This is a genomic window from Paenibacillus sp. FSL K6-1566 (assembly GCF_038050475.1).
GTDB classification, from domain to species: Bacteria; Bacillota; Bacilli; order Paenibacillales; family Paenibacillaceae; genus Paenibacillus_AQ; species Paenibacillus_AQ lactis.
The window spans coordinates 5126308-5149358 of sequence record NZ_JBBOSR010000001.1 but is presented as its reverse complement, the minus strand read 5'-3'; the positions used below and the strand labels follow the sequence as shown (position 1 = coordinate 5149358).

19 protein-coding genes are annotated in these 23051 nt (G+C 53.6%); 13 read left to right on the top strand and 6 right to left on the bottom strand.

The genetic code is table 11. The annotated features are described in order from the left end of the window. Positions 1-44: 44 nt before the first annotated feature. Both NST08_RS22830 and NST08_RS22825 read left to right on the top strand, forming a co-directional pair. A complete protein-coding gene (locus NST08_RS22830) occupies positions 45-701 on the top strand; it encodes a response regulator transcription factor (RefSeq protein WP_028403806.1) in 657 nt (218 codons plus the stop codon). A gap of 112 nt (positions 702-813) precedes the next feature. After that, on the top strand, positions 814-2034 hold the full coding sequence (locus NST08_RS22825; RefSeq protein WP_210094405.1) for an aminotransferase-like domain-containing protein: 1221 nt from the start codon (positions 814-816) through the stop codon (positions 2032-2034). 373 nt (positions 2035-2407) lie between these two features. Here NST08_RS22825 and NST08_RS22820 read toward each other — a convergent pair whose 3' ends face one another. Next, positions 2408-3232, bottom strand: coding sequence for a DUF2161 family putative PD-(D/E)XK-type phosphodiesterase (locus tag NST08_RS22820; RefSeq protein ID WP_007127309.1), 825 nt, complete (start codon positions 3230-3232; stop codon positions 2408-2410). Positions 3233-3497: 265 nt separating this feature from the next. Here NST08_RS22820 and NST08_RS22815 point away from each other — a divergent pair, with 265 nt between their 5' ends. Next, positions 3498-5393 (top strand): PrkA family serine protein kinase, encoded by a 1896-nt coding sequence (locus tag NST08_RS22815; protein WP_007127310.1) that lies wholly within the window; start codon positions 3498-3500, stop codon positions 5391-5393. Positions 5394-5831: 438 nt separating this feature from the next. Continuing rightward, positions 5832-6902 (top strand): globin-coupled sensor protein, encoded by a 1071-nt coding sequence (locus NST08_RS22810; RefSeq protein WP_210094403.1) that lies wholly within the window; start codon positions 5832-5834, stop codon positions 6900-6902. Between the two features lie 146 nt (positions 6903-7048). Here NST08_RS22810 and NST08_RS22805 read toward each other — a convergent pair whose 3' ends face one another. Next, positions 7049-8440, bottom strand: coding sequence for a SpoVR family protein (locus NST08_RS22805; RefSeq protein WP_210094402.1), 1392 nt, complete (start codon positions 8438-8440; stop codon positions 7049-7051). 312 nt (positions 8441-8752) lie between these two features. Here NST08_RS22805 and NST08_RS22800 point away from each other — a divergent pair, with 312 nt between their 5' ends. Beyond that, complete coding sequence (locus NST08_RS22800) at positions 8753-10549, top strand: S9 family peptidase (RefSeq protein WP_213613695.1); 1797 nt, start codon at positions 8753-8755, stop codon at positions 10547-10549. Between the two features lie 102 nt (positions 10550-10651). Here NST08_RS22800 and NST08_RS22795 read toward each other — a convergent pair whose 3' ends face one another. Further along, a complete protein-coding gene (locus tag NST08_RS22795) occupies positions 10652-11641 on the bottom strand; it encodes a cation diffusion facilitator family transporter (RefSeq protein WP_210094400.1) in 990 nt (329 codons plus the stop codon). A gap of 319 nt (positions 11642-11960) precedes the next feature. Here NST08_RS22795 and NST08_RS22790 point away from each other — a divergent pair, with 319 nt between their 5' ends. The 4 genes from NST08_RS22790 to glpX all read left to right on the top strand — a co-directional run bounded on the left by NST08_RS22790 (position 11961) and on the right by glpX (position 14986). Beyond that, positions 11961-12137, top strand: coding sequence for a GapA-binding peptide SR1P (locus NST08_RS22790; protein ID WP_007127315.1), 177 nt, complete (start codon positions 11961-11963; stop codon positions 12135-12137). 237 nt (positions 12138-12374) lie between these two features. Continuing rightward, a complete protein-coding gene (locus NST08_RS22785) occupies positions 12375-13034 on the top strand; it encodes a helix-turn-helix transcriptional regulator (RefSeq protein WP_007127316.1) in 660 nt (219 codons plus the stop codon). A 13-nt stretch (positions 13035-13047) separates the two neighbouring features. After that, positions 13048-13854 (top strand): pyruvate, water dikinase regulatory protein, encoded by an 807-nt coding sequence (locus NST08_RS22780; protein WP_007127317.1) that lies wholly within the window; start codon positions 13048-13050, stop codon positions 13852-13854. Between the two features lie 154 nt (positions 13855-14008). Next, on the top strand, positions 14009-14986 hold the full coding sequence (gene glpX / locus NST08_RS22775) for a class II fructose-bisphosphatase (protein ID WP_007127318.1): 978 nt from the start codon (positions 14009-14011) through the stop codon (positions 14984-14986). Positions 14987-15077: 91 nt separating this feature from the next. Here the strand turns inward: glpX and NST08_RS22770 are convergent, their stop codons facing one another. Both NST08_RS22770 and NST08_RS22765 read right to left on the bottom strand, forming a co-directional pair. Continuing rightward, positions 15078-15581, bottom strand: coding sequence for a hypothetical protein (locus NST08_RS22770; protein WP_007127319.1), 504 nt, complete (start codon positions 15579-15581; stop codon positions 15078-15080). Between the two features lie 248 nt (positions 15582-15829). Then, positions 15830-16690, bottom strand: a complete 861-nt coding sequence (locus NST08_RS22765; RefSeq protein WP_210094398.1) for a DegV family protein — start codon at positions 16688-16690, stop codon at positions 15830-15832. Positions 16691-16866: 176 nt separating this feature from the next. Between NST08_RS22765 and NST08_RS22760 the strand changes: the two genes are divergently transcribed. Then, positions 16867-17814, top strand: a complete 948-nt coding sequence (locus NST08_RS22760; RefSeq protein ID WP_210094397.1) for a hypothetical protein — start codon at positions 16867-16869, stop codon at positions 17812-17814. A 101-nt stretch (positions 17815-17915) separates the two neighbouring features. Here NST08_RS22760 and NST08_RS22755 read toward each other — a convergent pair whose 3' ends face one another. Next, positions 17916-18827, bottom strand: coding sequence for a molecular chaperone DnaJ (locus NST08_RS22755; RefSeq protein WP_007127322.1), 912 nt, complete (start codon positions 18825-18827; stop codon positions 17916-17918). A gap of 287 nt (positions 18828-19114) precedes the next feature. Here NST08_RS22755 and NST08_RS22750 point away from each other — a divergent pair, with 287 nt between their 5' ends. The 3 genes from NST08_RS22750 (at position 19115) to NST08_RS22740 (ending at position 22822) form a co-directional block, all read left to right on the top strand. Further along, on the top strand, positions 19115-19864 hold the full coding sequence (locus NST08_RS22750) for a DeoR/GlpR family DNA-binding transcription regulator (RefSeq protein ID WP_341342322.1): 750 nt from the start codon (positions 19115-19117) through the stop codon (positions 19862-19864). Then, the gene (gene pfkB / locus NST08_RS22745) at positions 19864-20775 is read left to right on the top strand and encodes a 1-phosphofructokinase (protein WP_007127324.1); all 912 of its coding nucleotides are present in this window, start codon (positions 19864-19866) and stop codon (positions 20773-20775) included. The genes NST08_RS22750 and pfkB overlap by 1 nt, the downstream gene beginning before the upstream one ends. Positions 20776-20848: 73 nt before the next feature. Next, on the top strand, positions 20849-22822 hold the full coding sequence (locus NST08_RS22740; RefSeq protein ID WP_144877820.1) for a PTS fructose transporter subunit IIABC: 1974 nt from the start codon (positions 20849-20851) through the stop codon (positions 22820-22822). Positions 22823-23051 lie beyond the last annotated feature (229 nt).

Below are 23051 nucleotides of genomic sequence, written 5' to 3'. Positions count from 1 at the left end.
TTAGAAATAGAGATATCAAGACGAAACAGGAGGTCTATCGGAATATGAATCAGGTTTGGCGGGTAGTTATCGTCGGCAGTCAACCTACAAGCATGCTGGGAACGAAATTGATATTGGAGGAGGAGCGGGACCTGACCGTCCTGGGGATGACCTCTTCCGGTACGGAAGGGGTGAGGATGGTCGCTGAGCTGTTACCCGAACTGGTCTTATTGGATTACCAACTTCAGGACCAGACCTCGGAAGCGATCCTGGAACAGATGAAGCAGTTGTCCCCGAACACCCATGTGGTGGTCATGACCGACAACGACGGCCTTCCGCTGCTTCAGTCCTTGGTTAACCGGGGAGCGAGCGGGCTTTTGTCCAAGCAGGCCTCGACCTTTCAGCTCATCCATATGATCGCCGGTCTTCGGGAGGGGGTAGCTTCTCTTCCGCTGGAATGGGTAAAACAGGGGATATGGCCGCTGACGGCCTCGGCGATGAACGAAGGCGGGCTGCAGCTTTCTGAGACGGAGGCCTTTATCATGGAACGGATCGTGCAGGGCATTACATACGATAAGATCGCATCTGAAATTCAGGTCAGCCGGCGCTCCATCGACAACTACCTCCGGAAAATTTATGTCAAGCTTGGCGTATCGACCCGGGCGCAGGCCATTGAGAAGTATGCGCTGTATACCCGTCAAGGAAGGCAAATATATGCTTAAAATTTTACATAAGGTATAATATATAGATATCGGGAATATTTTTTAGAGGTTGTAAAGAGGCTCCCTGAATATAAAACCGAGGTTTCCATAAACGGTTAGAGGAGGGATTTCCATGCAGTATTCCTTTGCTTCCCGTGCACAGACCCTGTTGTCATCCCCGCTGCGCAATATCCGTGAGCTTGCGAAGCGGGATTCTTTTATTTCCTTGGCAGAGGAGCTGCCGGCTGAGGAATTATTCCCTATGCATTCGCTGGCCGAGGCCGCTACCTCTGTACTAACCGCCGATCCGGAAGCCTTGCAGTACGGGGAAGCGGAAGGCTATCGCCCGCTGCGTGAGTGGCTGAGCCGGGATCTTGCCAAGCGCAAAGGACTGAGTGTCCAGCCCGGGAATATACTGCTGACAACGGGTACACAGCAGGCCATTGATTTGCTGGTCAGGGTGTACGTCGAGCCGGGCGACGCGGTTCTCGTGGAGAATCCGACGTCACCCGGTCTGCTGCAGGTGCTCCGCCTCCAAGGGGCTGAAATCGTGCCGGTTCCGGGAGATAGCAGCGGCATGCTCCCGGACCGGCTGGCGCCGCTGATTCGCAAGCACAGGCCAAAGCTGCTCATGGCAGCGCCGAATTTCACGAATCCGACAGGTGTCATGTGGAGCCTGGAACGGCGAGCACAGGTGCTGGAGCTGTGCGTGCAGCACGGGCTTCTCATCGTAGAGGATGATTCGTACGGGGATTTGTATTTCGGAGCAGCCGGCGGGCCGGATCGGAAGCAGCGGCTTCCATCCCTGTTTTCTCTGGAGGAGAAGCAGGGAGCGCATGTGCTTTATGTCGGCTCGTTCAGCAAAACGGTAGCTCCGGCGCTCCGCACGGGCTGGGCGGCAGGCAGCCCGCAGGTCATTGAGATGATGACGGCGGTGAAGCAGATGGCGGATTGGCAATCCAGCATGCTGAATCAGCGGATGCTCCATCATCTGCTGGAATCGAATCACTTTAAGCTCGAGGACCATATCGAGATGCTGAACAGAGAGTACGCCACGAGGCTTAAGCTCATGGTGGAGCTGCTGAAGCGGAGCGCCTGGAAGGATGCTAAATACGAGGTCCCTCCCGGCGGCATGTTTCTGTGGGTGGAGCTCCCTCCCGGCTTGAATGGCGATGCTCTTCTGCGGGCTGCATTAATGAAGGGGGCTGCTTTCCTCCCGGGATCGATGTGTTCGGCAGGAGGGGAGAATGCCGAATGCATCCGGCTGAACTTTACCCATCCCGGCCGCGATGAGCTGCTGCTGGGCATGAACCTGATCAGTGAAGCCGTCATGGAATTTACCGCGCGGAATTAACCGTAGCGTGCTCAGAATCCAGTTTGCACAGCGGATATAAGCTTGCTGGGATCCAGTATGAACAGCGGAATTAAGCGGGCTCAGGATCCAGCATGTACAGCGGAATTAAGCGGGGTTAAGATACAAAGACAGCTGCAAGTTACAGCTACAGCCACGAGTTACATCTACAGTAAGATACACGATGAACACAGGCTGCCGATTCAACCAGCGTTTGGTTGGAGCGGCAGCTTTTTTGGGTTCCCAAAACGCCAGTTTTATCTTTATATGGCTTGACTCTGCGGACCAGCCTTGATCCATTGGAATCATCTGTTCTACTCAAATTGGTAACGCGATCCTCTCGGCGCACGGTATAATGATGACTGCTGCACGATGATCAACGTAGACGCTCGGACGACAAGCCATTAAGTCCCGTCATACTAGCGGATTCGAGCACGTTGGCATAATCCGCGAGGGCTTGGAGACCGGCCGGGGTAAGGAGATATCGTCCCCGCCCGACCCGCCGGAACCAGCCGTAGTAATTGCGCTGCAGGATGGCTGCAGCCGAGCCAACGCCGCTCCGGTCACGCACAGCTGCGGGCGATATTCCCGGCAGGGGAGCGTCAGGATTGGCCTCGGCAGCGGCAGACGCCTCGCCGCTTTGCCGCAGCGTTTCCCGCTGCTCATTCTCCGCGCTGTATAGGGCAGCGGCGACGCGGAGCGTCTTCTCGCGATAAGCCGTTACCAGCTTGGCCCGGGTGACGCCGCCCGTGTTGTAGTCGCCGCTGCGTTCCCTGAATTCGTTCAGCAGCCGCTCCTTGCGCCTGATCGCCGTTCGTCCCCGGGTGACGGCGATCTCCGGCTCGCAGAGCACCTCCACAAACGGGGCCTTCGTCTTGTAGAAGGTGACCGTAATGAGCCCGAGGCCGAGCCGCCCGCATAATCCGGTCAGCTCGGACCAGCGCTGATTGACGGCCCCTTTCTTGGCCCGGCTCTTCTCTACGGCCAGGTACACATAAGGCGTCAGTTTCAGGCGTTCGAGCCCTTGGAGAAGCAGCGCCAGATTGAATGTTTTTTTCATCTCCACGATCAGGGGCTCGTCCGCTCCCTCCTTCATTCCGACCAGGTCGCAATTCCGAACCTCCCCCTTGACTTCATACCCATTTATTTCAAAAAAAGCCTTCAATGGAGCGTACAGCTCGGCTTCATGCTTGATCGCCATGATTGCCCTCCTTGATTATTGCATCTGCTCGAATGTTACGTTCATGTAAAATCAGTATAGCATGAGGACCGCATCGTGGCGTTCCCGATTGGGATAAGACGAGCGGCGCTCAGCAAAAAAGCTCCGGCTTGACTTCGAAAATAAGGTCAACTATTCCGGGCAAGGCGCATAGGTATGTAGTACACTTTTTCGAAATCGAATGTTTCAAATGACGCTGTGGAATGGAAGCCAATCCCCATAAACAGACTCATAGGAGGTAGCGAAAATGGATATTTTCGAACGCATAGCATCATATAGGGCAGAGAGCGACCGTTTGGCGTGGAGCGGCACATTCAGGGAATATATTGAATTATTAAAGAAGGATCCCTCTCCAGCCATGACGGCTCACGCCCGTGTGTATGACATGATCGAATCCTACGGGATCGAGGAGAGCGGCGGCCGGAAAAAATATAAGTTTTTCGAGCAGGAGATCTTTGGACTGGACCGGGCGATTGAGAAGCTGGTCGAGGAATACTTCCACTCCGCAGCCCGGCGGCTCGATGTCCGCAAGCGGATCCTGCTGCTGATGGGGCCGGTCAGCGGAGGAAAATCCACGATCGTTACGATGCTCAAGCGGGGGCTGGAGAAGTACTCCCGAACCGACAGCGGTGCGGTGTACGCCATTTCAGGCTGCCCGATGCAGGAGGAGCCTCTTCATTTGATCCCGCTGGAGCTGCGGCCGGAGATCGAGAAGGAGCTTGGCGTTCGCATCGAGGGGAACCTGTGCCCGGCCTGCCAGCTGCGGCTGAAGACCGAATACGGCGGCGATATTGAGAGCGTGAAGGTTGAACGGGTGCTCATCTCGGAAGAAGGCCGGGTGGGGATCGGGACATTCAGCCCTTCCGACCCGAAATCGCAGGACATTGCCGACCTGACCGGCAGCATTGATTTTTCTACCATCACGGAATACGGCTCCGAGTCGGATCCGCGGGCATACCGGTTCGACGGGGAGCTCAACAAGGCCAACCGGGGGCTGATGGAATTTCAGGAAATGCTCAAATGCGATGAGAAGTTCCTGTGGAATTTGCTGTCCCTGACGCAGGAGGGGAACTTCAAGGCCGGACGCTTTGCGCTGATTAGCGCCGATGAGCTGATTGTGGCCCATACGAACGAAGCGGAATACAAAGCCTTTATCGCCAATAAGAAGAACGAGGCGCTCCAATCCCGGATGATCGTCATGCCGATCCCGTATAACCTCAGGGTCAGCGATGAAGAGAAAATCTATGCCAAGCTGATCGGGCAGAGCGACATGAAGCATATCCATATTGCGCCGCATGCATTGCGTTCCGCCGCAATATTCTCCATATTGACCCGTTTGAAGGAGACAAAGAAACAGGGAATGGACTTGATCAAGAAAATGCGCATGTACGACGGCGAAGAAGTGGAGGGCTACAAGGAAGCCGATCTGAAAGAGATGCAGAGCGAATATTTAGAGGAAGGCATGTCCGGCGTGGATCCCCGGTATGTCATTAACCGGATCTCAAGCGCTCTTATTAAGCAGGATCTTCAGTGCATTAACGCGCTGGATATGCTGCGGGCGATTAAGGATGGGCTGGATCAGCACGCTTCCATTACCAAGGAGGAGCGGGAACGGTATTTGAACTTTATTGCAGCTGCGCGCAAAGAGTATGATGAGCTGGCCAAGAAGGAAGTGCAGAAGGCGTTTGTCTATTCCTTTGAAGAGTCGGCCAAGACGCTGTTCGAGAACTATCTTGATAATATTGAGGCATTCTGCAACTGGACCAAGATCCGCGATCCGCTGACCGACGAGGAGATGGATCCGGATGAAAGATTGATGCGTTCCATCGAGGAACAGATCGGGGTATCAGAGAATGCCAAGAAGGCCTTCCGCGAGGAAATCATGATTCGCATCTCGGCATATTCGCGCAAAGGGAAGAAGTTCGAGTACCATAATCATGAGCGCCTGCGCGAAGCGATCGAGAAGAAGCTGTTCGCAGATCTCAAAGACATCGTCAAAATCACCACCTCCACAAAAACGCCGGATGCGGTGCAGCTGAAACGCATTAACGAAGTCAGCTCCAGACTGATCGAGGAGCACGGCTACTGCCCGGTCTGCGCCAATGAGCTGCTGCGGTACGTAGGCAGTCTGCTGAACCGATAACTTTCGTCCTGAGAGCTGGCGTCATCCACCGTTCTTGCGGGAAGTGAGACTAAACGTCAGGAGCGGAAGGACTCGCAAAAAAATGAACCGGCGGGGGCATAGCCTGTTTTGGAGTCAGCCCGGTCAGCTGTTAGGGATTACGCAGAGGGAGAATGCTTGGGAGCGGTAATCCAAACGAAGGTTGAAGGCGAGCTGCGCTGGCGGTAAATGGTTACCGCCAGCGCAGCTTGTTTCTGTCTGCATGGGGGTATCGAAACTCGTCCGGTATGATCGCATTTTCGATTTAACTTGCATATTCAGGCAATGGCAAGATGTGATTTTATACACTCAATTAGGACTTTAGAATTATGCCTTGATTGGTAAATATAGTCTATAATGAACCCTAAGTACTTAGACCTGTAACAGGGATCATTCTATTTAGGAGTGAAGGATTTCGTCATGATGGATGTTTCACCGAAAAGACGTCAGCAGCTGGAGTATATCGGACTACGTGAGCATGATTTAGAGCTGCTTGCACAGCACCGCGATGTGTTTGTCAAGGTGGTCGAGGAGGTGGTGGACCGGTTTTACGCGAGAATCGGCGAACAGCCGCAGCTCATGCAGATTATTAACCGAATGTCGACCATGGAGCGGCTGAAGGAAACCCAGCGGGTATATTGGTTGTCGCTTGCAGAAGGCCGGGTGGATGAGGCCTATCTCGAGAACCGGATTAAGATCGGACAAGTTCATTCGAGAATCGGGCTGAATACCGATTATTATCTCGGCAGCTATATGCTATATTTGGATATTGCAGCAGATCTGTTTAAGCAGCTGCTTCCTGAGCAATGGACGCATGTCGTGCATGCGCTCAGCAAAATGTTCAATCTGGATTCTCAGCTCGTTCTGGAGGCTTATGAGATGAAGGAGAAAGAAAAAATTCAAAATTTGGTCACGGATCAACAGAAAATGTTGGAAGCGATTACAGAATCGGTGCAGGAGCTGACCGCCATGATCGTTGAGCTGGATCAAAGCGCAGCGCTGATGGCCGATAATGCCATGAAAACCGCGGAGGCTCAAGAGAAGGCCCATACGCTGACCGCCGAGCTTGGCGAGGAGATTCTCCAGATCGAGCAGATGGGCAGCCTGATCCGGGAAATCTCCGACCAGAGCCATCTGCTCGGACTGAATGCCGCGATTGAGGCTGCGCATGCCGGAGAGCTCGGAAGAGGCTTCGAGGTGGTGGCGGGCGAAGTGAGAAAGCTTGCAACGCATTCTAAAAAAGCGATGGAAGAGATCCAAAGCAAAGTCAGCGGGATTATACGCAAGCTGGGCCTGGTGGAGCAGGAGTCCGAGAAGACCTCGGTGAACGCCCGAAATCAGGCGGCAAGCTCCCAGGAGCTGGCGGCTTTCGTGAAGATGATGGAGAAGCTCGCGGATGACCTGGAGGCTTTAAAGCACGAGTATGACGTGCACAAGCATGATCTGGAAGCTGAATCGGCTCCGATGAAGTCCGAGAAGGCCACCGTTTGATTCGAAAGCGAAGGCGGTGCTTGGCGATAAATCTTACAGATGAACAAGAAAGCAGCATCCACGGACCGGAGCGATTGCACCGGGAGGATGCTGCTTCTATTTTTATTAATGCGGAAGAAACGAATCGAAGCTGCGACAAAAGTCATTCAAATAAATCGCCGGTGGAGCTTCTTGCCGTCATAGGAGAATAGAATCGGCTTGCCTTCGATCATGCTGTGCAAATGCACCGGCTTGCCCCAGAGCCGGTAAACGTACGGTATTGTGCGCTCCATGTATTTCAGATCAAGCTCGATGCCTTCGAATAGATGCTTGATCATGAGTTCACCGGAACGAAGATGGTCCCCGTCGGTGACGACCAGATAGGGGTTGCCGCCGTTTACGCGGGAGACGACGAGCTGATCCCGAATGTTTTCCCACGCTTTGTCCGTAATTTTCCACTCAGGGCCCTTCTTCTCGAATACGTACAGGTCCAGATCCTCAACGAGCTCCTTGGTCAAATAATTGCGAAGGAACGAGATGTCGGAGTCGTATTCCCTCACGTCGAACATCTTCTCCCGGTCCCAGCGCCGTTCGATGTCCTCGAAGATTTTAAGACCCAGATAGTACGGGTTCAGGCTGTGGCGCAACGGCTGGACGACGGAAGCGTTCAGCTTGGCGAATTCCACCGTTTCCTCGCTGGTCAGGTCCATCTCCCGCAGTATGCGCTGATGCCAGTACGAGGCCCAGCCTTCATTCATGATTTTCGTCTCCATCTGCGGCCAGAAATACAGCATCTCCTCGCGAAGCATGCTCATGATGTCCCGCTGCCAATCCTCAAGAATATCGGAGTGCTCCTGAATAAACCACATGATGTCCTTCTCCGGCTCAGCCGGAAACCGCTTTGGCGCGGCGGGAGCCTGCTCCGCCTTTTCTTCCTCGTCTTCATCCAGCTCCCATAGATCATCGTACCGGCCGGGAGGCTTCTGGCGTTTGGCCTCTTCCCGCCGCTCCAGCATCCGCCGCTCGTTATAGCGCTGCTTGTCGAGTTTTTCGGGCTTCAGGATTTGAGGGTCGACATGCTCCTGGATCGCCAGAACCGCGTCAATGAATTGCTCGACCGCTTCCGTTCCATGCTCCAGCTCATAACGGGATATCCGCTCGGCGGTAGCGGACATGCTCTCCACCATATTGCGGTTGGAGACCGAAAAACGGGCGTTGTTTTTGAAGAAATCGCAGTGGGCGAGCACATGGGCGACGATCAGCTTGTTCTGAATCAGTGAATTGCCGTCCAGGAGGAAAGCGTAGCACGGATTGGAATTGATCACGAGCTCGTAGATTTTACTGAGACCGAAATCGTATTGCATCTTCATTTTATTGAAGGTTTTGCCAAAGCTCCAGTGGCTGAACCGCGTCGGCATGCCATAAGCGCCGAAGGTGTATATGATGTCTGCCGGGCAGATCTCATACCGCATGGGATAAAAATCAAGGCCGAAGCCTGATGCAATTTCGGTAATCTCTGCAATGGAGCGCTCTAACTCAGCAATCTCGTCTTGGTGCACGAGGATCCCTCCTTCGTTAATGGAAACCTGGTTCTTATCATATATATGGGAACTTGATGGAGATATGCGGGCTCAAGGGAGGAGTCGGGCGAAGAATAGGCTTGTTAAGAGAGCGGGCGGTGAAAGCATGGAGACCACTTTTTGGTGTAAAAAAATACCATGCCGAGACTGTCGATCACGGATTTGCCCTCATGCCAATGTCAGGATGTTCGCGGTAATGATTTACGCTATAATATGAGATAATCCGCTGCGTTGGCATAATCCACCAGTTAATCAACCTGTGGATAATTAGAGGGACAGGGAGGCAAAGGAATGATTCCATTTCCTAAACCGGATGTCGAGCAATTTTTCCAGACTTATTTGATTCGTAATTTTGCTGTAAGCGCAGATGAGTCCAGACTGGTATTCAGCAGCAGCATGAACGGAAAGTTCAATTTATGGGCGATGGACCTGAGGGAGGAGACGGCATATCCTTACCCGCTTACCTACAATGACCAGGCCGCAAGCTTCATTAAGCTGGACCCCAAGGGGCGCCATATTCTTACGGGGTTTGACCGCGACGGCAATGAGAACTATCACATGCACGCGCTGCGCTGGAGCGGCGGGGAAGCGATTCCGTTATTCGAGGATGCCAATCCGGATGACAAGTATTTCTTCGTACATCTGTCCGAGGACGGCAGAAGGCTGTATTACGTCACATCGGAAGGCAACCCGTCCTGTCTGAACTCCCTGGTCTATGATCTGGAGACGAGAGAGAAGAAGCTTCTGCATGAAGGCCGGGATACGGCCACCGAGCTGTCTGCCGTGAGTCCTGACGAGAAGACCATTGCTTATACGAAAATGTATGCCAATACCTATTACATAAGCTATGTACAGCGGGAATCCGAGGAGCCTCTGTGTCTGACTCCGTCGCCAGAGCAGGTGCATACCGCCGGCGGCGTGCAGTTTATCGACAACGATCATGTCGTGTTTACGACCGACTATGATTCCGAGTTTTCTTACGTCGCCGCGTATCACATTTCCCAGCGGAAGTTTGAGCCGCTGTGCCGGATCGAACGGGAGAGCGTTCAGCTTCTACGCTGGCATGAGGATTCCCGAACGCTTTATATCCTGACGGAAAAAGGCGTGGAAGATAAGCTGTATGCCTATTCCATGGACAGCAGCGAATTGACGGAGCTGCCTCTGCCGGCGGATATCGTAGAGCAGCTGAACGTGACGAAATCGGGGACTCTGTACCTGCTGGCCCGCGGCGCGGTCAAGCCGCTGAATATTTACCGCTACAAGGACGGCAGCTGGACCATGCTGACGAAGAACGTGTTGACAGGCTTGACAGAGGAGGATCTGTGCTCACCTGAGACCGTTACGTACCCGTCTTTTGACGGCATGGAGATCGAAGCGCTGCTGTTCCGGGCCAAGGAGGGAGTGGCTAACGGATACACGATCTTCTGGCCGCATGGCGGTCCGCAAGCCGCAGAGCGCAAGCAGTTCCGGGCGATGTTCCAGTATCTCCTGGCACAGGGATACCATATCTTCTGTCCGAACTTCCGGGGCAGCACAGGCTATGGCAGCTCCTTCGTCAAGCTGGTGGAGCAGGACTGGGGCGAAGGGCCGCGCAAGGATTGTCTTGCAGGAATGGATTGGCTGTTCGAACAGGGAATTTCAAGCCGGGAAAAGCTCTTTGTTATGGGTGGAAGCTACGGCGGTTATATGACCTTGCTCCTGGCCGGCCGCAATCCCGAGTACTTCAAAGCGGCAATTGACATCGTGGGGGTGAGCAATCTGTTTACCTTCTACAACTCGGTTCCGGATCATTGGAAGCCGATCATGGAGCGTTGGCTCGGCGATCCGGAGCGGGATCGGGAGCGGTTCATCAAGGATTCGCCGATCACCTACCTGGACAACATGGTGAACCCGATGCTGATCATCCAGGGAGCGAATGACCCGCGTGTCGTTCAAGCGGAATCGGACCAAATCGTTGAGGCGCTTCGAGCCAAGGGCCGGGACGTCGAGTATATCGTGTTCGAGGATGAGGGACATGGCATCACAAAGAAAGCCAACGAAAAAATTGCCTATGCCCGCATGGCCGAGTTCCTGCGGAGAAATCAATAATCGGATCATAAAAAGGCGCCTCGCATCAAGCGATTGCGGGCGCCTTTTTTATGGCTGCAGCGGACTGTTCAGTGCTCGCGAGGGGGCGACAGGTGCTGGGCTTTAAGGCTTTTGTGGTTCGCTGCCAAGATCGGCGCTCGGGCTCCAGACCCGGATGTTGTCGTCTTCCAGAATGCCCAGGGTAACATCGGAGATGTCCGGGTTTTGCAGCAGCAAGGAGTTGACCCGCATTTTGGATACGCTGGCCTCGGCCAGGGACATGCCTTGCCGCAGCTCGATGTATGCCTCGACATGGTAGCTTCGTCCTTCCTGCACGATGCGGAGCCGATTGATGTCACGCACATCCGGGTCCGCAAGGATGATCCGGGAGATCTTCTCCTCGACATCCTTCGGCGCTGAAACGCCGATCAGACCGACCATATTGTCGTACCCGACCTTGAAGGCTACGCCGATCATCAGACATCCGATCAGAATCGTTGCGATGCCGTCGAGGATCAGGAAGTCCATGAAGTGGGCAAATACGATGGCGATCAGCGCAAACAGCGCTCCCAGCGTGGCGACGATGTCTTCATAGAACACAAGCCGGGTAGGCGGTGCGGCCTTGCCGGCGTTTTTGAAGGCGGCCGGGAACATGCCGAGTCCGGCAGCTTCGGTCCGGGTTTCTTTTAAAATCTCCTTCATCGCCTTCATCAGGATACCGCCGTCAATCAAGACCGCTATAGCCAGGACAATGAAGTTCAGCCAGAAGCTCGTTGCCTCCTCCGGATGCTTCAGAAGCTTGTAGCCTTTATGAATGGTTTCATAGGCCATAATCGTTACGACGATGACCGCAACCATACAGACCAGATTGATGACCCTCCCGAACCCTGTAGGGAACTTCTTGGTCGGCTTTCGCTCGGCGAGCACGCTGCCGACGAATACGAAGCCCTGGTTCACGGCGTCGGCGACAGAATGCATGGCGGAGGCGAACATCGTCCCGCTGCCGCTGACGGAAGCAGCGATCGCTTTAATGATCGCAAGTCCCGTATTGCCAAGCGATGCGATGGCCGAAGACGTGTTTCCTTTCTTAATGAGCTGCCACAAGTTTTTCATCCAAACCCTCCGTCGATCAGTGTCAATTTCCAGGTGATTTCCGAAATCTATATTATCACAGGATACCGAATATATGGTGATTTTTTCCTCCAGCGTACGGCCGTTTCCTTAGTTTACCCGAAGTTAAAGCTCATTCTCCATGAATTACTCATAACTTTATTTCTTACCCAATACATTAACAATATAGTGGAAAATAAAGGATGGGTGGGGCGAAGCCGTTCTGGATGCGGCGAGAAGGGATTGAAGGTTGAACCATTGGGTAAGGAGTAAGGACATCTGCCTTGCAGCAATGCGAAACAATGCTAAGGAGGAAATGGGAATGAAGGCGTTGACAAGTCCAGAGGCAGGAGTGGCTCAAGGAAGACAGGATATGGGGCTTATTATTTGCTCCGGATGTGAAGAAATGGTTGATACGATCCCCACCGACGGCGTTAAAATCATTCACGGATACTGCGGCAAAGGAGAGTGCGAGCGAAGTACTGCCCAGAATTCATAAGTTCATTAATCTAAGCAAAGCATGCCTAGGAAGTGCATTCCGGGGCATGCTTTTTATTTTCTGCATTTTATTTGGCGTCAGGCATGAGATGGGGACCCGAGGATCATCAGGAGAACAATCTTTATCAATTTTTTTAATAGGCCATACAAAAAATATTAATACTTTATGTCATCATTTTAGACGAAAATATGTTGCATATATAATATATATGACGTATTATATCCGCAAGCAGAGGAAATGGAAGCAGGAGGGATCACTATCGAACTGACGCCAAGACAGCTGGAAATCGTCGATATCGTAAAGAAGCATGCCCCGATTACGGGAGATCAAATCGCGGAGCTGCTTAACGTTAGCCGGGCTACTCTGCGTACCGATTTATCCAAGCTTGTCATACTGGATTACATCGATGCAAAGCCTAAGGTTGGATATTTTCTCGGAAAGCGGGGCGAGCCTGATCGGGAGGAAAAGTTCCGACTGCTCAAAATGAAGGTTGGCGACCTCCACGGCGTTCCGATCATCATAAGGGAGACCACAACGATCCAGGAGGCGGTTGTCGCCCTGTTCCTTGAAAACGTGGGGAACCTCATTGTGACCGATGCGGACGGCCATCTTGCAGGCATCGTGTCCCGCAAGGACCTGCTCAAGGTGACGCTGGGGAATCCGTCGGCCTCGTCCATGCCGGTCAGCCTTATTATGACGCGCCGGGCGAATGTGACCACGGTACAGCCGGAGGATACGGTGCTTGATGCCGCCCGCAAAATCATAACAAGGCAGATCGACAGCCTGCCGGTTGTCGTTCCGTCAGAGGACGGCAATCCGGATCACTGGAAGGTTGTAGGACGCATTACCAAAACTAATATCATCAAAATGCTGCTCGACATGGTAGCCGAGGAATAGTGGGAGGAATCGGATGAATCAGGCATCGACTCATTTTATAGCAATCTGTTCAGATTCAATCGGGGAGACGGCCGAAGCGGTCGTACAGGCAACGCTGCGGCAGTTCGAGCTGGAAGACGCCGAAATCAAGCGATATATGAATGTTCGGGACGAGGAAGAGCTTACGGAGCTGATGGAGGAGGTTGCCAGACGGGGCGGATTTGTAGCATACACGCTGGTGCAGCCGGAGCTGCGGGAAGTAATCCGGGAGGAGGCGGTAAGGCTGAATATCCGCGCGGTCGATATTATGGGACCGATGATGCAGGCCTTCGCCGACACCTTCAACGATTATCCGAAGCGGCTGCCCGGCTTGCTGCATCGCCTGGATGATACGTATTTCCGCCGAGTGGAGGCGATGGAATTCGCCGTTCAATACGATGACGGCAAGGATGTCAGCGCGATCTTGAAGGCAGACATCATCCTGCTTGGCGTTTCGCGAATATCCAAGACGCCGCTGTCAATGTTTCTTGCTCATAAAGGCTACAAGACGGTCAATTATCCGATCGTGCCGGATTTGTCTCCGCCTTCGCAGCTTCAAGAGGTGAAGACGGGGACGATCATCGGCTTGACGATGGAGCCGGAGCATCTGCTGAAGATCCGCAGCGAACGGCTCAAGGTGATGGGGCTTCCGAATGAGGTTCAGTATGCGACCCTTGAGCGGATCCGCGAGGAGCTCGATTATGCGCTGTCGTTGTATGAACGGCTGGGCTGCCCTGTCATTGATGTGACGGATAAGGCCATTGAAGAGACGGCGGGGCTGATCACGAATTTATTGAAATAATATGTCCATAGAAGTTTGTTTTAACGATACGATGCAGGCAAGAGAGTAAAATGATTTCTGCGATTGCAGGAACATTTTACGTGCTTGCCCACGACATGCATTCAATCTGTCCAAATTATATGACGGAACATATAGGAGAGGGAGGGTACGATCAATGGAGAGCTCATTGGCATTGGAGTTGGTACGAGTAACGGAGGAAGCGGCGCTCAGGTCCGCCCGGTGGACCGGCAGAGGAGACAAACACAGTGCCGATGAGGCTGCGACGCTTGCGATGCGCAAGCACTTCGATTCGGTCGCTATGAACGGCGTGGTCGTGATCGGTGAGGGCGAGATGGATGAAGCGCCAATGCTGTATATTGGGGAAAGAGTAGGCAGCGGCAAAGGACCGAAGATGGATGTTGCCGTTGATCCGCTGGAAGGGACTGAAACGGTGGCTAGCGGCTTGAATAATGCTCTATCGGTGATCGCGGCAGCTCCGCGGGGAAGCCTTCTGCATGCACCCGATATTTATATGCACAAGCTGGCGGCTGGTCCTCGGCTCGCGGGAAGGCTGAGCCTGGACGACCCGATCGAAGTAACGCTTCAGAAGGCGGCGGTCATTCTGGATAAGCCGTTATCGGAATTGACGGTATCCATTCTGGACCGTGAGCGTCACAGCGCCATGATTGCGGCTTTGCGGGAATCGGGGGTTCGAATCAAGCTGCTCACTCATGGAGACGTGATGGGAGCGATCGAAACCTGCACCGACAGCGAGGTCGATCTTTATGTCGGGTCCGGCGGGGCGCCTGAAGGGGTGCTGGCCGCGGCCGCGCTGAAATGCCTTGGCGGCGAGCTTCAGGGCCGGCTGATTCCGGTTACGCCGGGCGATATGGAACGCTGCCGCAGGATGGGGCTTCAGGATCCCGAGCAATTGCTTCGGATGGAGGATATGGTAGGAAGGGAAGGCGTGCTGTTCGTGGCGACCGGGGTAACGCCCGGGGATTTTCTGCAGGGCGTCAAATTCCTGCCGGGACAGCGGGCGGAGACGCACTCGGTCCTGATGCATTCGGGTACGCAAACGGTCCGTTATCTGCGGAGCGTCCACCAGCTGTTCGCGGGATCGGGAACGCTGGCGGCTGCGGCATCATCCTGATCGATCCCTCTTTGTGCATGCGCACAAGCCGCCCGCCCGGGTTTCCCGTGGCAGCTTTTGTTTGAGTTATTGAATTCGTGCCGGCTTGAATTCAGCTGTGCCGCTTGCGTCCGAGTATGATCCAAGCACCTCCGAGCACGAGCAGAACCGCAATGACAGGCTGGATCACGGACAAATAGTTCAGCATCGGACCAATGGAGAAGACAACAAAGAACAGCAGGGACAGCACGGTCAAAATATTGATGGGGATCAGCAGCCATTTATTGCGCGAGCCGAACCAGTAGAATTCGAACAGGCCGGCTGCAACGGCGAGAATAAATCCCGGCCACATCGTGTCCCAGCTGTCGAATAAGGAAGCGATCTGGCTGACGACACCGGCTGTCAGCAGGATTCCTCCCGGGATGAGCAGGCCGATGCCTTGACGCCCGACCAGCGAGAAATACATCCAGTGGAAAAACAGCCCCAGCGGAATCACGAACAAGGTTGGCCAGAAGGTGGCAAAGATGGAGCCGGCGCCAACGGAGCCGCCTTGATTGAGCAGCAGGTAAGCACCGAGCAGAATGAGCAGGGGAGCGAGGATGGTACGTTTCAACATACGAGCTTACTTCCTTCCTATAAAGAAATAGTTAACTCAAGAATACCATGTTCTGGATGAGGATGTCCTCGGTCCCGAGTATCCCGCGGAACTGGACCAAAGTCTAGGATATTGCAATGAAGCAATTTGACATAAAGAAAACAGCTCTGCATGATGCTAACTGCACAGCAGAACTGTCTTTGAATAACCCACCATTTAAAGCCCTACTTAAAAAGTCGGGAACGACGAATTTTTAGAAAAACAGCCTCTTAAACGGCCGGTTTCTTGGTATACATCAGGCCGACGGTATGCGGTCCGCAATGGCTGCAGATGACGCATCCGGCCGTGGAGATGGCAACCTCCCGTGCACCGGTCTTCTCCTGCAGCTCCTTCTGCAGGAACCGGGCTTCCTCTTCCGCCATCGTATGTACAACAATGATCAAATCATTGTCCATGTCCTGGACCTGAGCGAGCGCATTTTGGATCATCTGGTCCAGTGCCTTTTCTTTCTTGCCGCGAACCTTGTAGGCAGGAATCATTCCGCCGTTGACGACTTTAATCACCGGACGGATCTTCAGCAAGCTGCCGATGATGTTCTGCATGCCGGAGCAGCGACCGCCTTTATGCAAATAATCCAGCGTATCGATAACGAATTCGCACTCCACTTCATTGACGGTTCGGCTGAGCAGCTCCACGATTTGAGGAATGGAGGCGCCTTGTTCGGCTGCACGCACGGCCTTCATCACGAGGAGTCCGATGCCGCAGGAGAGATTGCGGGAATCGAAGACGGTAACCCGGCCCTCAGGCAGCTCGCCGGCAGCGATCAGCGCGTTTTGATACGTCGAGGACAGCTCGGATGAAATGCTGAGAAACAGTATATCTTCGCCCTGCTCGATCGAAGGCGTGAAGGCGGCGATGAAGTCAGATGGGGAAGGAGCTGCTGTCTTTGGCAGATGGCCTACCTGGTCGACCTTGGCGTACAGCTGCTCAGGCGTAATATCCACGCCGTCACGCAGAGATTGCTCACCAAATACCACATAGAGAGGAATAATTCCGATATGATGCTTTTCTATCCATGCAGAGGGCAGATCGCAAGTACTATCAGCGAATATTTTAATTTTTCCAGACATGAACATCTCCCTTTATCAACTATTTTGCTCTGTACTACTAGCATACCTTGTTTGATAGTAAAAGTGAATGATATTGTCAGGCGGGCCGGGTGGCGGCAGGAAATATTAAGAAGAATTGGTAATCGGCCGCAACCTTCATCGGTCCTCCTTCGTCCGTAATGATAGGAGGTGGTTTTATGGGAAAGAGAGCAGCTCGGAACAAGCTGGTTGCACTCACAACTGCGGCTGTATTGCTTCTGGCCGTTACCGCGTGCAGCGGTGAACAACCGGCAGCAGAGCCCCCGGTCGATCCGAATCCGGTTGAAGAAGGAGTACAAGAACCGGTGCAGCCGGCGGAGCCCAATCCTGAAGAAGGCGAAACGCAAGAACCGGTAAAGCCGGGAGATCCGGAAGAGGGTCAGAGCACTGAAACGAAACAGGGGACCGGTACCTATGTGGGTCAAATTGATAATCATTCCGTAGAGATTGAAACCGAAGACGGACCGACCGCCTTCCGTCTCGGGGATCATATGAACGAAGCCATTGCCGGACTCCAGGGAAATGAAGAGGTTGCCTTCGAATATTTCGAGGAGCCGGTTGAAGGCGATGAAGGGCTGAAGCAATTGATTCTGACGAAAATAACGGTCAGGCAGTCCGGCAGCGGCTCGGATTCGGATACCTCGCAGCTTCCCGCCACGAAGGAAGTGGAGCTTGAGCTCGAAGGCATGAAGGAGACGAAGACCGCCAAGCTGGCTTCAGGAAACGGGTATTCCTTGTATATATTCGATATCTTCTCGTTTGACGCGAAGACCGGCAAGCTGACAATGAATGTGGATCCAGATTATTATGTAAAAATTACGAAGCTGCCCTCGGATTACAACGGGGACATGCTGAAGCAAGAGGCCGAGAAAGAATTGGCCGAAGTGGGTAAAGTCCTTGAGGCGAAGGAGAATGAAAGAAATCAGGCGCTGAAAAATGCCCCCGTGTACATGATTGCCCGAGGGGAGCAGCTGACCCGGGAATATATCGTAGCGGAAATCGATGGTCAAGGCTTTATCTTCCGTGTGAATATCCCGCATCGCGAGCCGACCGAGGGCTTTGTGCCACATGCGTTTGCATCGCTAGCTACGATCGTTAACCAATAACTCTCCACTTATTTAGATAAAAGAAACCGCCCGGCGTAAGGGGAATCGCGAGCCGACTCCTTGCCTCCCGGGCGGTTTTGTTATTCCCTCAATGCTGCGTGCTATTTAGAAGCTTCGAGATATCTCTGAATAAAGAGCTTTGCGTTGGCGTCCTTCTCCGTCCCCTCACGAATCCCTGCGTACATCTCGTTCTTGAGCACGGGAATTTCCTCGCCCAGCTTGCTTCCCATAATATCGACGGCATACACATGCTCGGTGCCGTCTTCCTCGTCGACCCCCTTCAGAAGCATCTCCGGTGTCACAAGCGCTTTCAGCTCGCCGTTCACTTCTGCTTCCAGCGGGCGTACCATGCCTTGATTGCCGACCCAGTCAAATGCATTCTTATCCATGATATAAAGGTCAGGCCTTTCGGTTGCCAGCACGAGCAGCGCTTTTTGCAGCATGGCGGCGTCCTGCGGATTGTTCGAGTCGAGCGCCGGCACATAATTAATGTTAACGGTTACGCGTTTCCACTCGGGAAACTGTGCCAAAATCGCGTCTTCAATCGGCTTGACATCCGTACCGCCGTCGGGGTTGAAATACGACCCCAGGAACATCACGGAGAGGTCTACCGGGGGCAGCTTTGCCAGCCGCTCTTTTTCCGCCTGATGGTTAAAGATGCTGATCGCGATATACACAAGAATGCCAAGAATGGCGATGCCCCCAAGCAGATGAAATTTATAATAACGGAAGAAATGGTCGGTTTTCTCGGCAGTTCCGGCCAGTTTTTTGTATTTTCCATACCGCTTCTGATTCAATTCCTCCAGAGACTTGCGGTTCTCTTCATCAAGAATGAATTTGTAGGCCTTGGTAATCTCGGCGAAGCGGGCTTCAATCTCTTCCGCCCGGTCCGGCTCACGCCTTTGCTGCGAACGGGTCTGACGCATGAGGAGGGTATACCTGTCATCAAGCTGTTCCCGGGTCGCATCCTCCGGCAAGCCCATTCGTTCGTAGGCTTCTTTCAATTGATCCATCCATGTCACCTCTTCTATACTGTGAGAGTTTCCTAGTTACCAGTATATAGTGAAGAGGCATACTTGCACAAACGTTTATAGACGGTGCAGGCGAGTCGGCATTAGGACGATAAAACCCAGCCGCAACGAAGAAGAGCCAGAAGCAAGCGGGGCGGATAAAGCTGGAGCGGTATGAAAAATATAGGGAATATGCCATTCAATAATTTGAAGGATTATGAATGTTTATGATTATTTTTGATTGTTTTTTGCGCGAAATATGATAGGATTAGATCTGGAGGGGATTCATTATGCTGACTGAAGAAAGATACCGCGTTATTTTAGAGCGCTTACAAGAGCGCGGGGTCGTCAAATTGCAGGAATTGGTCGAACTCCTGGAAGCATCGGAATCTACAGTGCGGCGTGATTTGATTGATCTTGAGGAACGCCGCTTATTAAAGCGTATTCACGGGGGAGCAGCGCTGCCGAGTCAAAAGGCCCCCGAGCCGGGAATGGAAGAGAAATCATTCAAAAACATTCAACAGAAAAATGCCGTTGCCAAGCTGGCTGCGCAGCAGGTACAGGATGGCGAGAGCATTTATCTGGATGCGGGAACGACCACATTGGCGATGATCCCGTTTATCGAAGCAGGCAACGTGACCGTTGTGACCAACGGCTTATCGCATATCGAAGCATTGGTAAGCAAACGCATCAACAGCTATCTTCTGGGCGGCATGATGAAGATTCGCACGAAAGCCGTAATCGGCAGCATAGCTCTTCAAAACATGGATAACTTCCGCTTTGACCGCTGCTTTCTCGGGACGAACGGCGTCGATATCGAGATGGGGTATACGACGCCGGATCCGGAAGAAGCCTTGATCAAACGGCGGGCCCATCAGCTGTCCGCTACCAGCTATGTTCTTGCGGACTCCAGCAAGATCGGAGAAGTCACGTTCGCTAAGCTGCTGGATTTAAGCGAAGCGACGTTGATTACCGAATCGCTGCCGGAAGCCTGGCGGAAGTCCATAGCACAGAAAACCAACATAATTGAGGGATCATGATGATATATACGGTAACTTTGAATCCTTCCATCGATTACATCGTGGAAGTGGAGCATATCGAGCTTGGAAGCTTGAACAGAATGGCCCGGGACTTGAAGTTCCCGGGGGGCAAAGGCATCAATGTCTCGCGGGTATTGAACCAGCTCGGCGCAGACAATACCGCGATCGGCTTTCTTGGTGGATTTACCGGGCGGTTTATCGACGAGACGCTGAGAAAGGAAGGGATCGTCACCGACTTCGTGAGGATTGAAGATGATACAAGAATCAACATCAAGCTTAAGCACGGGGACGAGACGGAGATTAACGGCCTCGGGCCGAGCATCCGGCAAGAGGAGGCCGATGAATTGGTCCATAAGCTGTCACGGCTTCAGCCGGGCGATATCGCGGTACTGTCCGGAAGCGTTCCGCCATCGCTTGGCTCAGGCTTCTACGACCTGTTAATTCAAGCGTGCAAGAAGAGCGGAGCCGAATTCGTGATCGATACGACGGGGAATGCGCTGATGAAGGCTTTGGCTCAGCAGCCGCTTGTCGTCAAGCCGAACCATCACGAGCTGGCCGAGTTATTCGGCGTCCCGATGGATTCGCGCGATAAGCTTGTCATGTACGGCCGCAAGCTGCTTGAGCAGGGTGCGCAGCATGCGATGATCTCCATGGCGGGAGAAGGAGCCCTGCTCATTACGGCTGATCAGGTTTATCACGCCAACGTTCCGGCGGGAACGGTCCGGAATTCGGTAGGCGCAGGCGATTCGATGATTGCCGGGTTTGTCGGCACGCTGTCTCTGGGGCACAGTCCGCTTGAGGCATTCCGGACCGGGGTTGCATCGGGAAGCGCAACGGCGTTCTCGGACGATCTGGCAGCCAGAGAAATGATCGATAAACTTCGTGAACAGGTCACGATCACGCCATTGTGAGGACATGCATGTTTGCAATGCGGCTGCGAAACGGCAGACATCTAAGGCAGAAATTAAGGGAGTGTTATCCATAATGAGAATAACGGAATTAATGATTCAGCAGACCATGATTATGGATCTGCAAGCGGTAACGAAGGAGGCGGCGATCGACGAGCTGATTGCCAGCCTGGCCGCAAGCGGACGAATCAATGATCCGGTCCTGTTCAAGGAAGCGATTCTGAAGCGGGAAGCGGAATCGAGCACGGGGATCGGCGGAGGCATTGCGATGCCCCATGCGAAGACCCGGGCGGTGAACGAACCGACCGTCGTATTTGCCAAGAGCAGCAAGGGTGTGGATTTTGAGGCATTGGACGGCGAGCCGGCTTATGTGTTCTTCATGATTGCAGCGCCTGAGGGCGCGGGAAATACCCATTTGCGGACGCTTGCTGCACTTTCCAGGCTGCTGATTGATGCCGATTTCATCAGCCGGTTGATGGAGACGAAGACGCCTGAGGAAGTAACGGCGCTATTCGATGCCAAGCAGGCGGAAGAAGAAGCGGCAAAGGCCGAGAAGGAAGCTGCCAAGCAAAGGAAAGAAGCAGAGAAGCAATCGGACAAGCGTCCGGAGTCTGACAGCGCTATCGAAGCCGCACCCGTTCAGGACGGAGCAGCCTCCGGTGAGCAAGGCGCCTTCGTCGTTGCCGTAACGGCCTGTCCGACCGGGATCGCCCATACGTTTATGGCGGAGGACGCGCTCAAGAAGAAAGCCCAAGAGATGGGCGTCGAGATTCGGGTGGAAACGAACGGCTCGGAAGGGGCGCAGAACATTTTGACCGAGGAGGAAATTCGGCGCGCCGCCGGCGTCATCATTGCTGCCGATAAGCAGGTCGAGATGGCCCGCTTTAACGGCAAGCCGGTGCTGCAGCGCCCAGTCAGCGACGGCATCCGCAAATCGGAGGAGCTGATTCGAAAGGCAGCGAGCGGTGATGCGCCGATCTACCGCAGCGAAGGCGGCGGGACATCCGGAGAACAGCAGGGCGGACACAGCGGCATCGGCAGCAAAATTTACAAGGATCTGATGAACGGGATTTCGCATATGCTGCCATTCGTTGTCGGCGGAGGCATTCTGCTGGCCGTATCCTTCCTGATCGAGCAGCTTGCCGGTGAGAATCATCCGCTCTTTCAGCTGCTGCAGACGATCGGCGGAGGAGAAGGCGCTTTCCACTTCCTGATTCCGGTCCTTGCCGGATTCATTGCCTTAAGCATCGGTGATCGTCCGGCATTGATGCCCGGCATGGTCGGCGGCCTGATGGCGCTGAATTCGAATTCCGGGTTCCTCGGCGGTTTGGCCGCCGGCTTCCTTGCCGGATATGTCGTCATTCTGCTTCGCAAATGGTTTGCCGGCTTGCCGAAGGCACTGGACGGCTTGAAGCCGATATTGCTGTATCCAGTCGTTGGCTTGCTGATCACCGGTACCATCATGTTCTATCTGTTTGATCCGTTCTTCAGCTGGATCAATCTTGGCCTGACCGATATTCTGAACAATCTCGGAACGGGCAATGCCGTCATTCTCGGTCTGATTCTCGGCGGAATGATGTCGATTGACATGGGCGGCCCTTTCAATAAAGCGGCTTATGCATTCGCCATCGGCGTATTTACGTCGAGCGGCAATACGAACGGCGCGATGATGGCGGCGGTGATGGCCGGCGGCATGGTTCCTCCTCTGGCAATCGCCCTGGCTACGACGTTCTTCAAGCGCAAATTTACGGAACAGGAGCGCAAGTCCGGGGTTACGAACTATGTTATGGGTCTTTCCTTTATCACGGAAGGCGCGATCCCATTTGCCGCTGCCGACCCGCTGCGCGTACTGACATCGTGCATTCTCGGTTCGGCGGTTGCCGGCGGATTGACACAGTTGTGGAGCATTAACGTTCCGGCCCCGCATGGAGGGATTTTCGTAGCGGCTTTGGCCAACCACGCGCTGCTGTTCCTGCTGGCCGTTATCATTGGCGCGGCGCTGTCAGGTGTACTGCTGGGTTTGTGGAAGCGGCCGGTTGAAAGCAAATAGAGCAGTGGATTTTAGCCCGATCTTACCGGCATTATCTCTTGAATGTTGCTGGTTTTAAAGCAAAAATATCTCCAAATACTTGATGCGAGTTGGAATAAGAGGCGGCAAGCCCCTTTCCAGCTCTTTTTTTTCGTTGTCCCGTTTAACATAACACAATTCCTACGATGAAAAGCTCCCAGAAGATGCTGATTTAGGGTACAGTATATACAGAGGCTGGTGAGTCGATGAA

Coding starts and splice junctions, on each gene's coding strand:
- NST08_RS22830 (WP_028403806.1), top strand. CDS start 45: ATGAATCAGGTTTGGCGGGTAGTTATCGTCGGCAGTCAACCTACAAGC.
- NST08_RS22825 (WP_210094405.1), top strand. CDS start 814: ATGCAGTATTCCTTTGCTTCCCGTGCACAGACCCTGTTGTCATCCCCG.
- NST08_RS22820 (WP_007127309.1), bottom strand. CDS start 3,232: ATGGCGATCAAGCATGAAGCCGAGCTGTACGCTCCATTGAAGGCTTTT.
- NST08_RS22815 (WP_007127310.1), top strand. CDS start 3,498: ATGGATATTTTCGAACGCATAGCATCATATAGGGCAGAGAGCGACCGT.
- NST08_RS22810 (WP_210094403.1), top strand. CDS start 5,832: ATGATGGATGTTTCACCGAAAAGACGTCAGCAGCTGGAGTATATCGGA.
- NST08_RS22800 (WP_213613695.1), top strand. CDS start 8,753: ATGATTCCATTTCCTAAACCGGATGTCGAGCAATTTTTCCAGACTTAT.
- NST08_RS22795 (WP_210094400.1), bottom strand. CDS start 11,641: ATGAAAAACTTGTGGCAGCTCATTAAGAAAGGAAACACGTCTTCGGCC.
- NST08_RS22790 (WP_007127315.1), top strand. CDS start 11,961: ATGAAGGCGTTGACAAGTCCAGAGGCAGGAGTGGCTCAAGGAAGACAG.
- NST08_RS22785 (WP_007127316.1), top strand. CDS start 12,375: ATGGAAGCAGGAGGGATCACTATCGAACTGACGCCAAGACAGCTGGAA.
- NST08_RS22780 (WP_007127317.1), top strand. CDS start 13,048: ATGAATCAGGCATCGACTCATTTTATAGCAATCTGTTCAGATTCAATC.
- glpX (WP_007127318.1), top strand. CDS start 14,009: ATGGAGAGCTCATTGGCATTGGAGTTGGTACGAGTAACGGAGGAAGCG.
- NST08_RS22770 (WP_007127319.1), bottom strand. CDS start 15,581: ATGTTGAAACGTACCATCCTCGCTCCCCTGCTCATTCTGCTCGGTGCT.
- NST08_RS22765 (WP_210094398.1), bottom strand. CDS start 16,690: ATGTCTGGAAAAATTAAAATATTCGCTGATAGTACTTGCGATCTGCCC.
- NST08_RS22760 (WP_210094397.1), top strand. CDS start 16,867: ATGGGAAAGAGAGCAGCTCGGAACAAGCTGGTTGCACTCACAACTGCG.
- NST08_RS22755 (WP_007127322.1), bottom strand. CDS start 18,827: ATGGATCAATTGAAAGAAGCCTACGAACGAATGGGCTTGCCGGAGGAT.
- NST08_RS22750 (WP_341342322.1), top strand. CDS start 19,115: ATGCTGACTGAAGAAAGATACCGCGTTATTTTAGAGCGCTTACAAGAG.
- pfkB (WP_007127324.1), top strand. CDS start 19,864: ATGATATATACGGTAACTTTGAATCCTTCCATCGATTACATCGTGGAA.
- NST08_RS22740 (WP_144877820.1), top strand. CDS start 20,849: ATGAGAATAACGGAATTAATGATTCAGCAGACCATGATTATGGATCTG.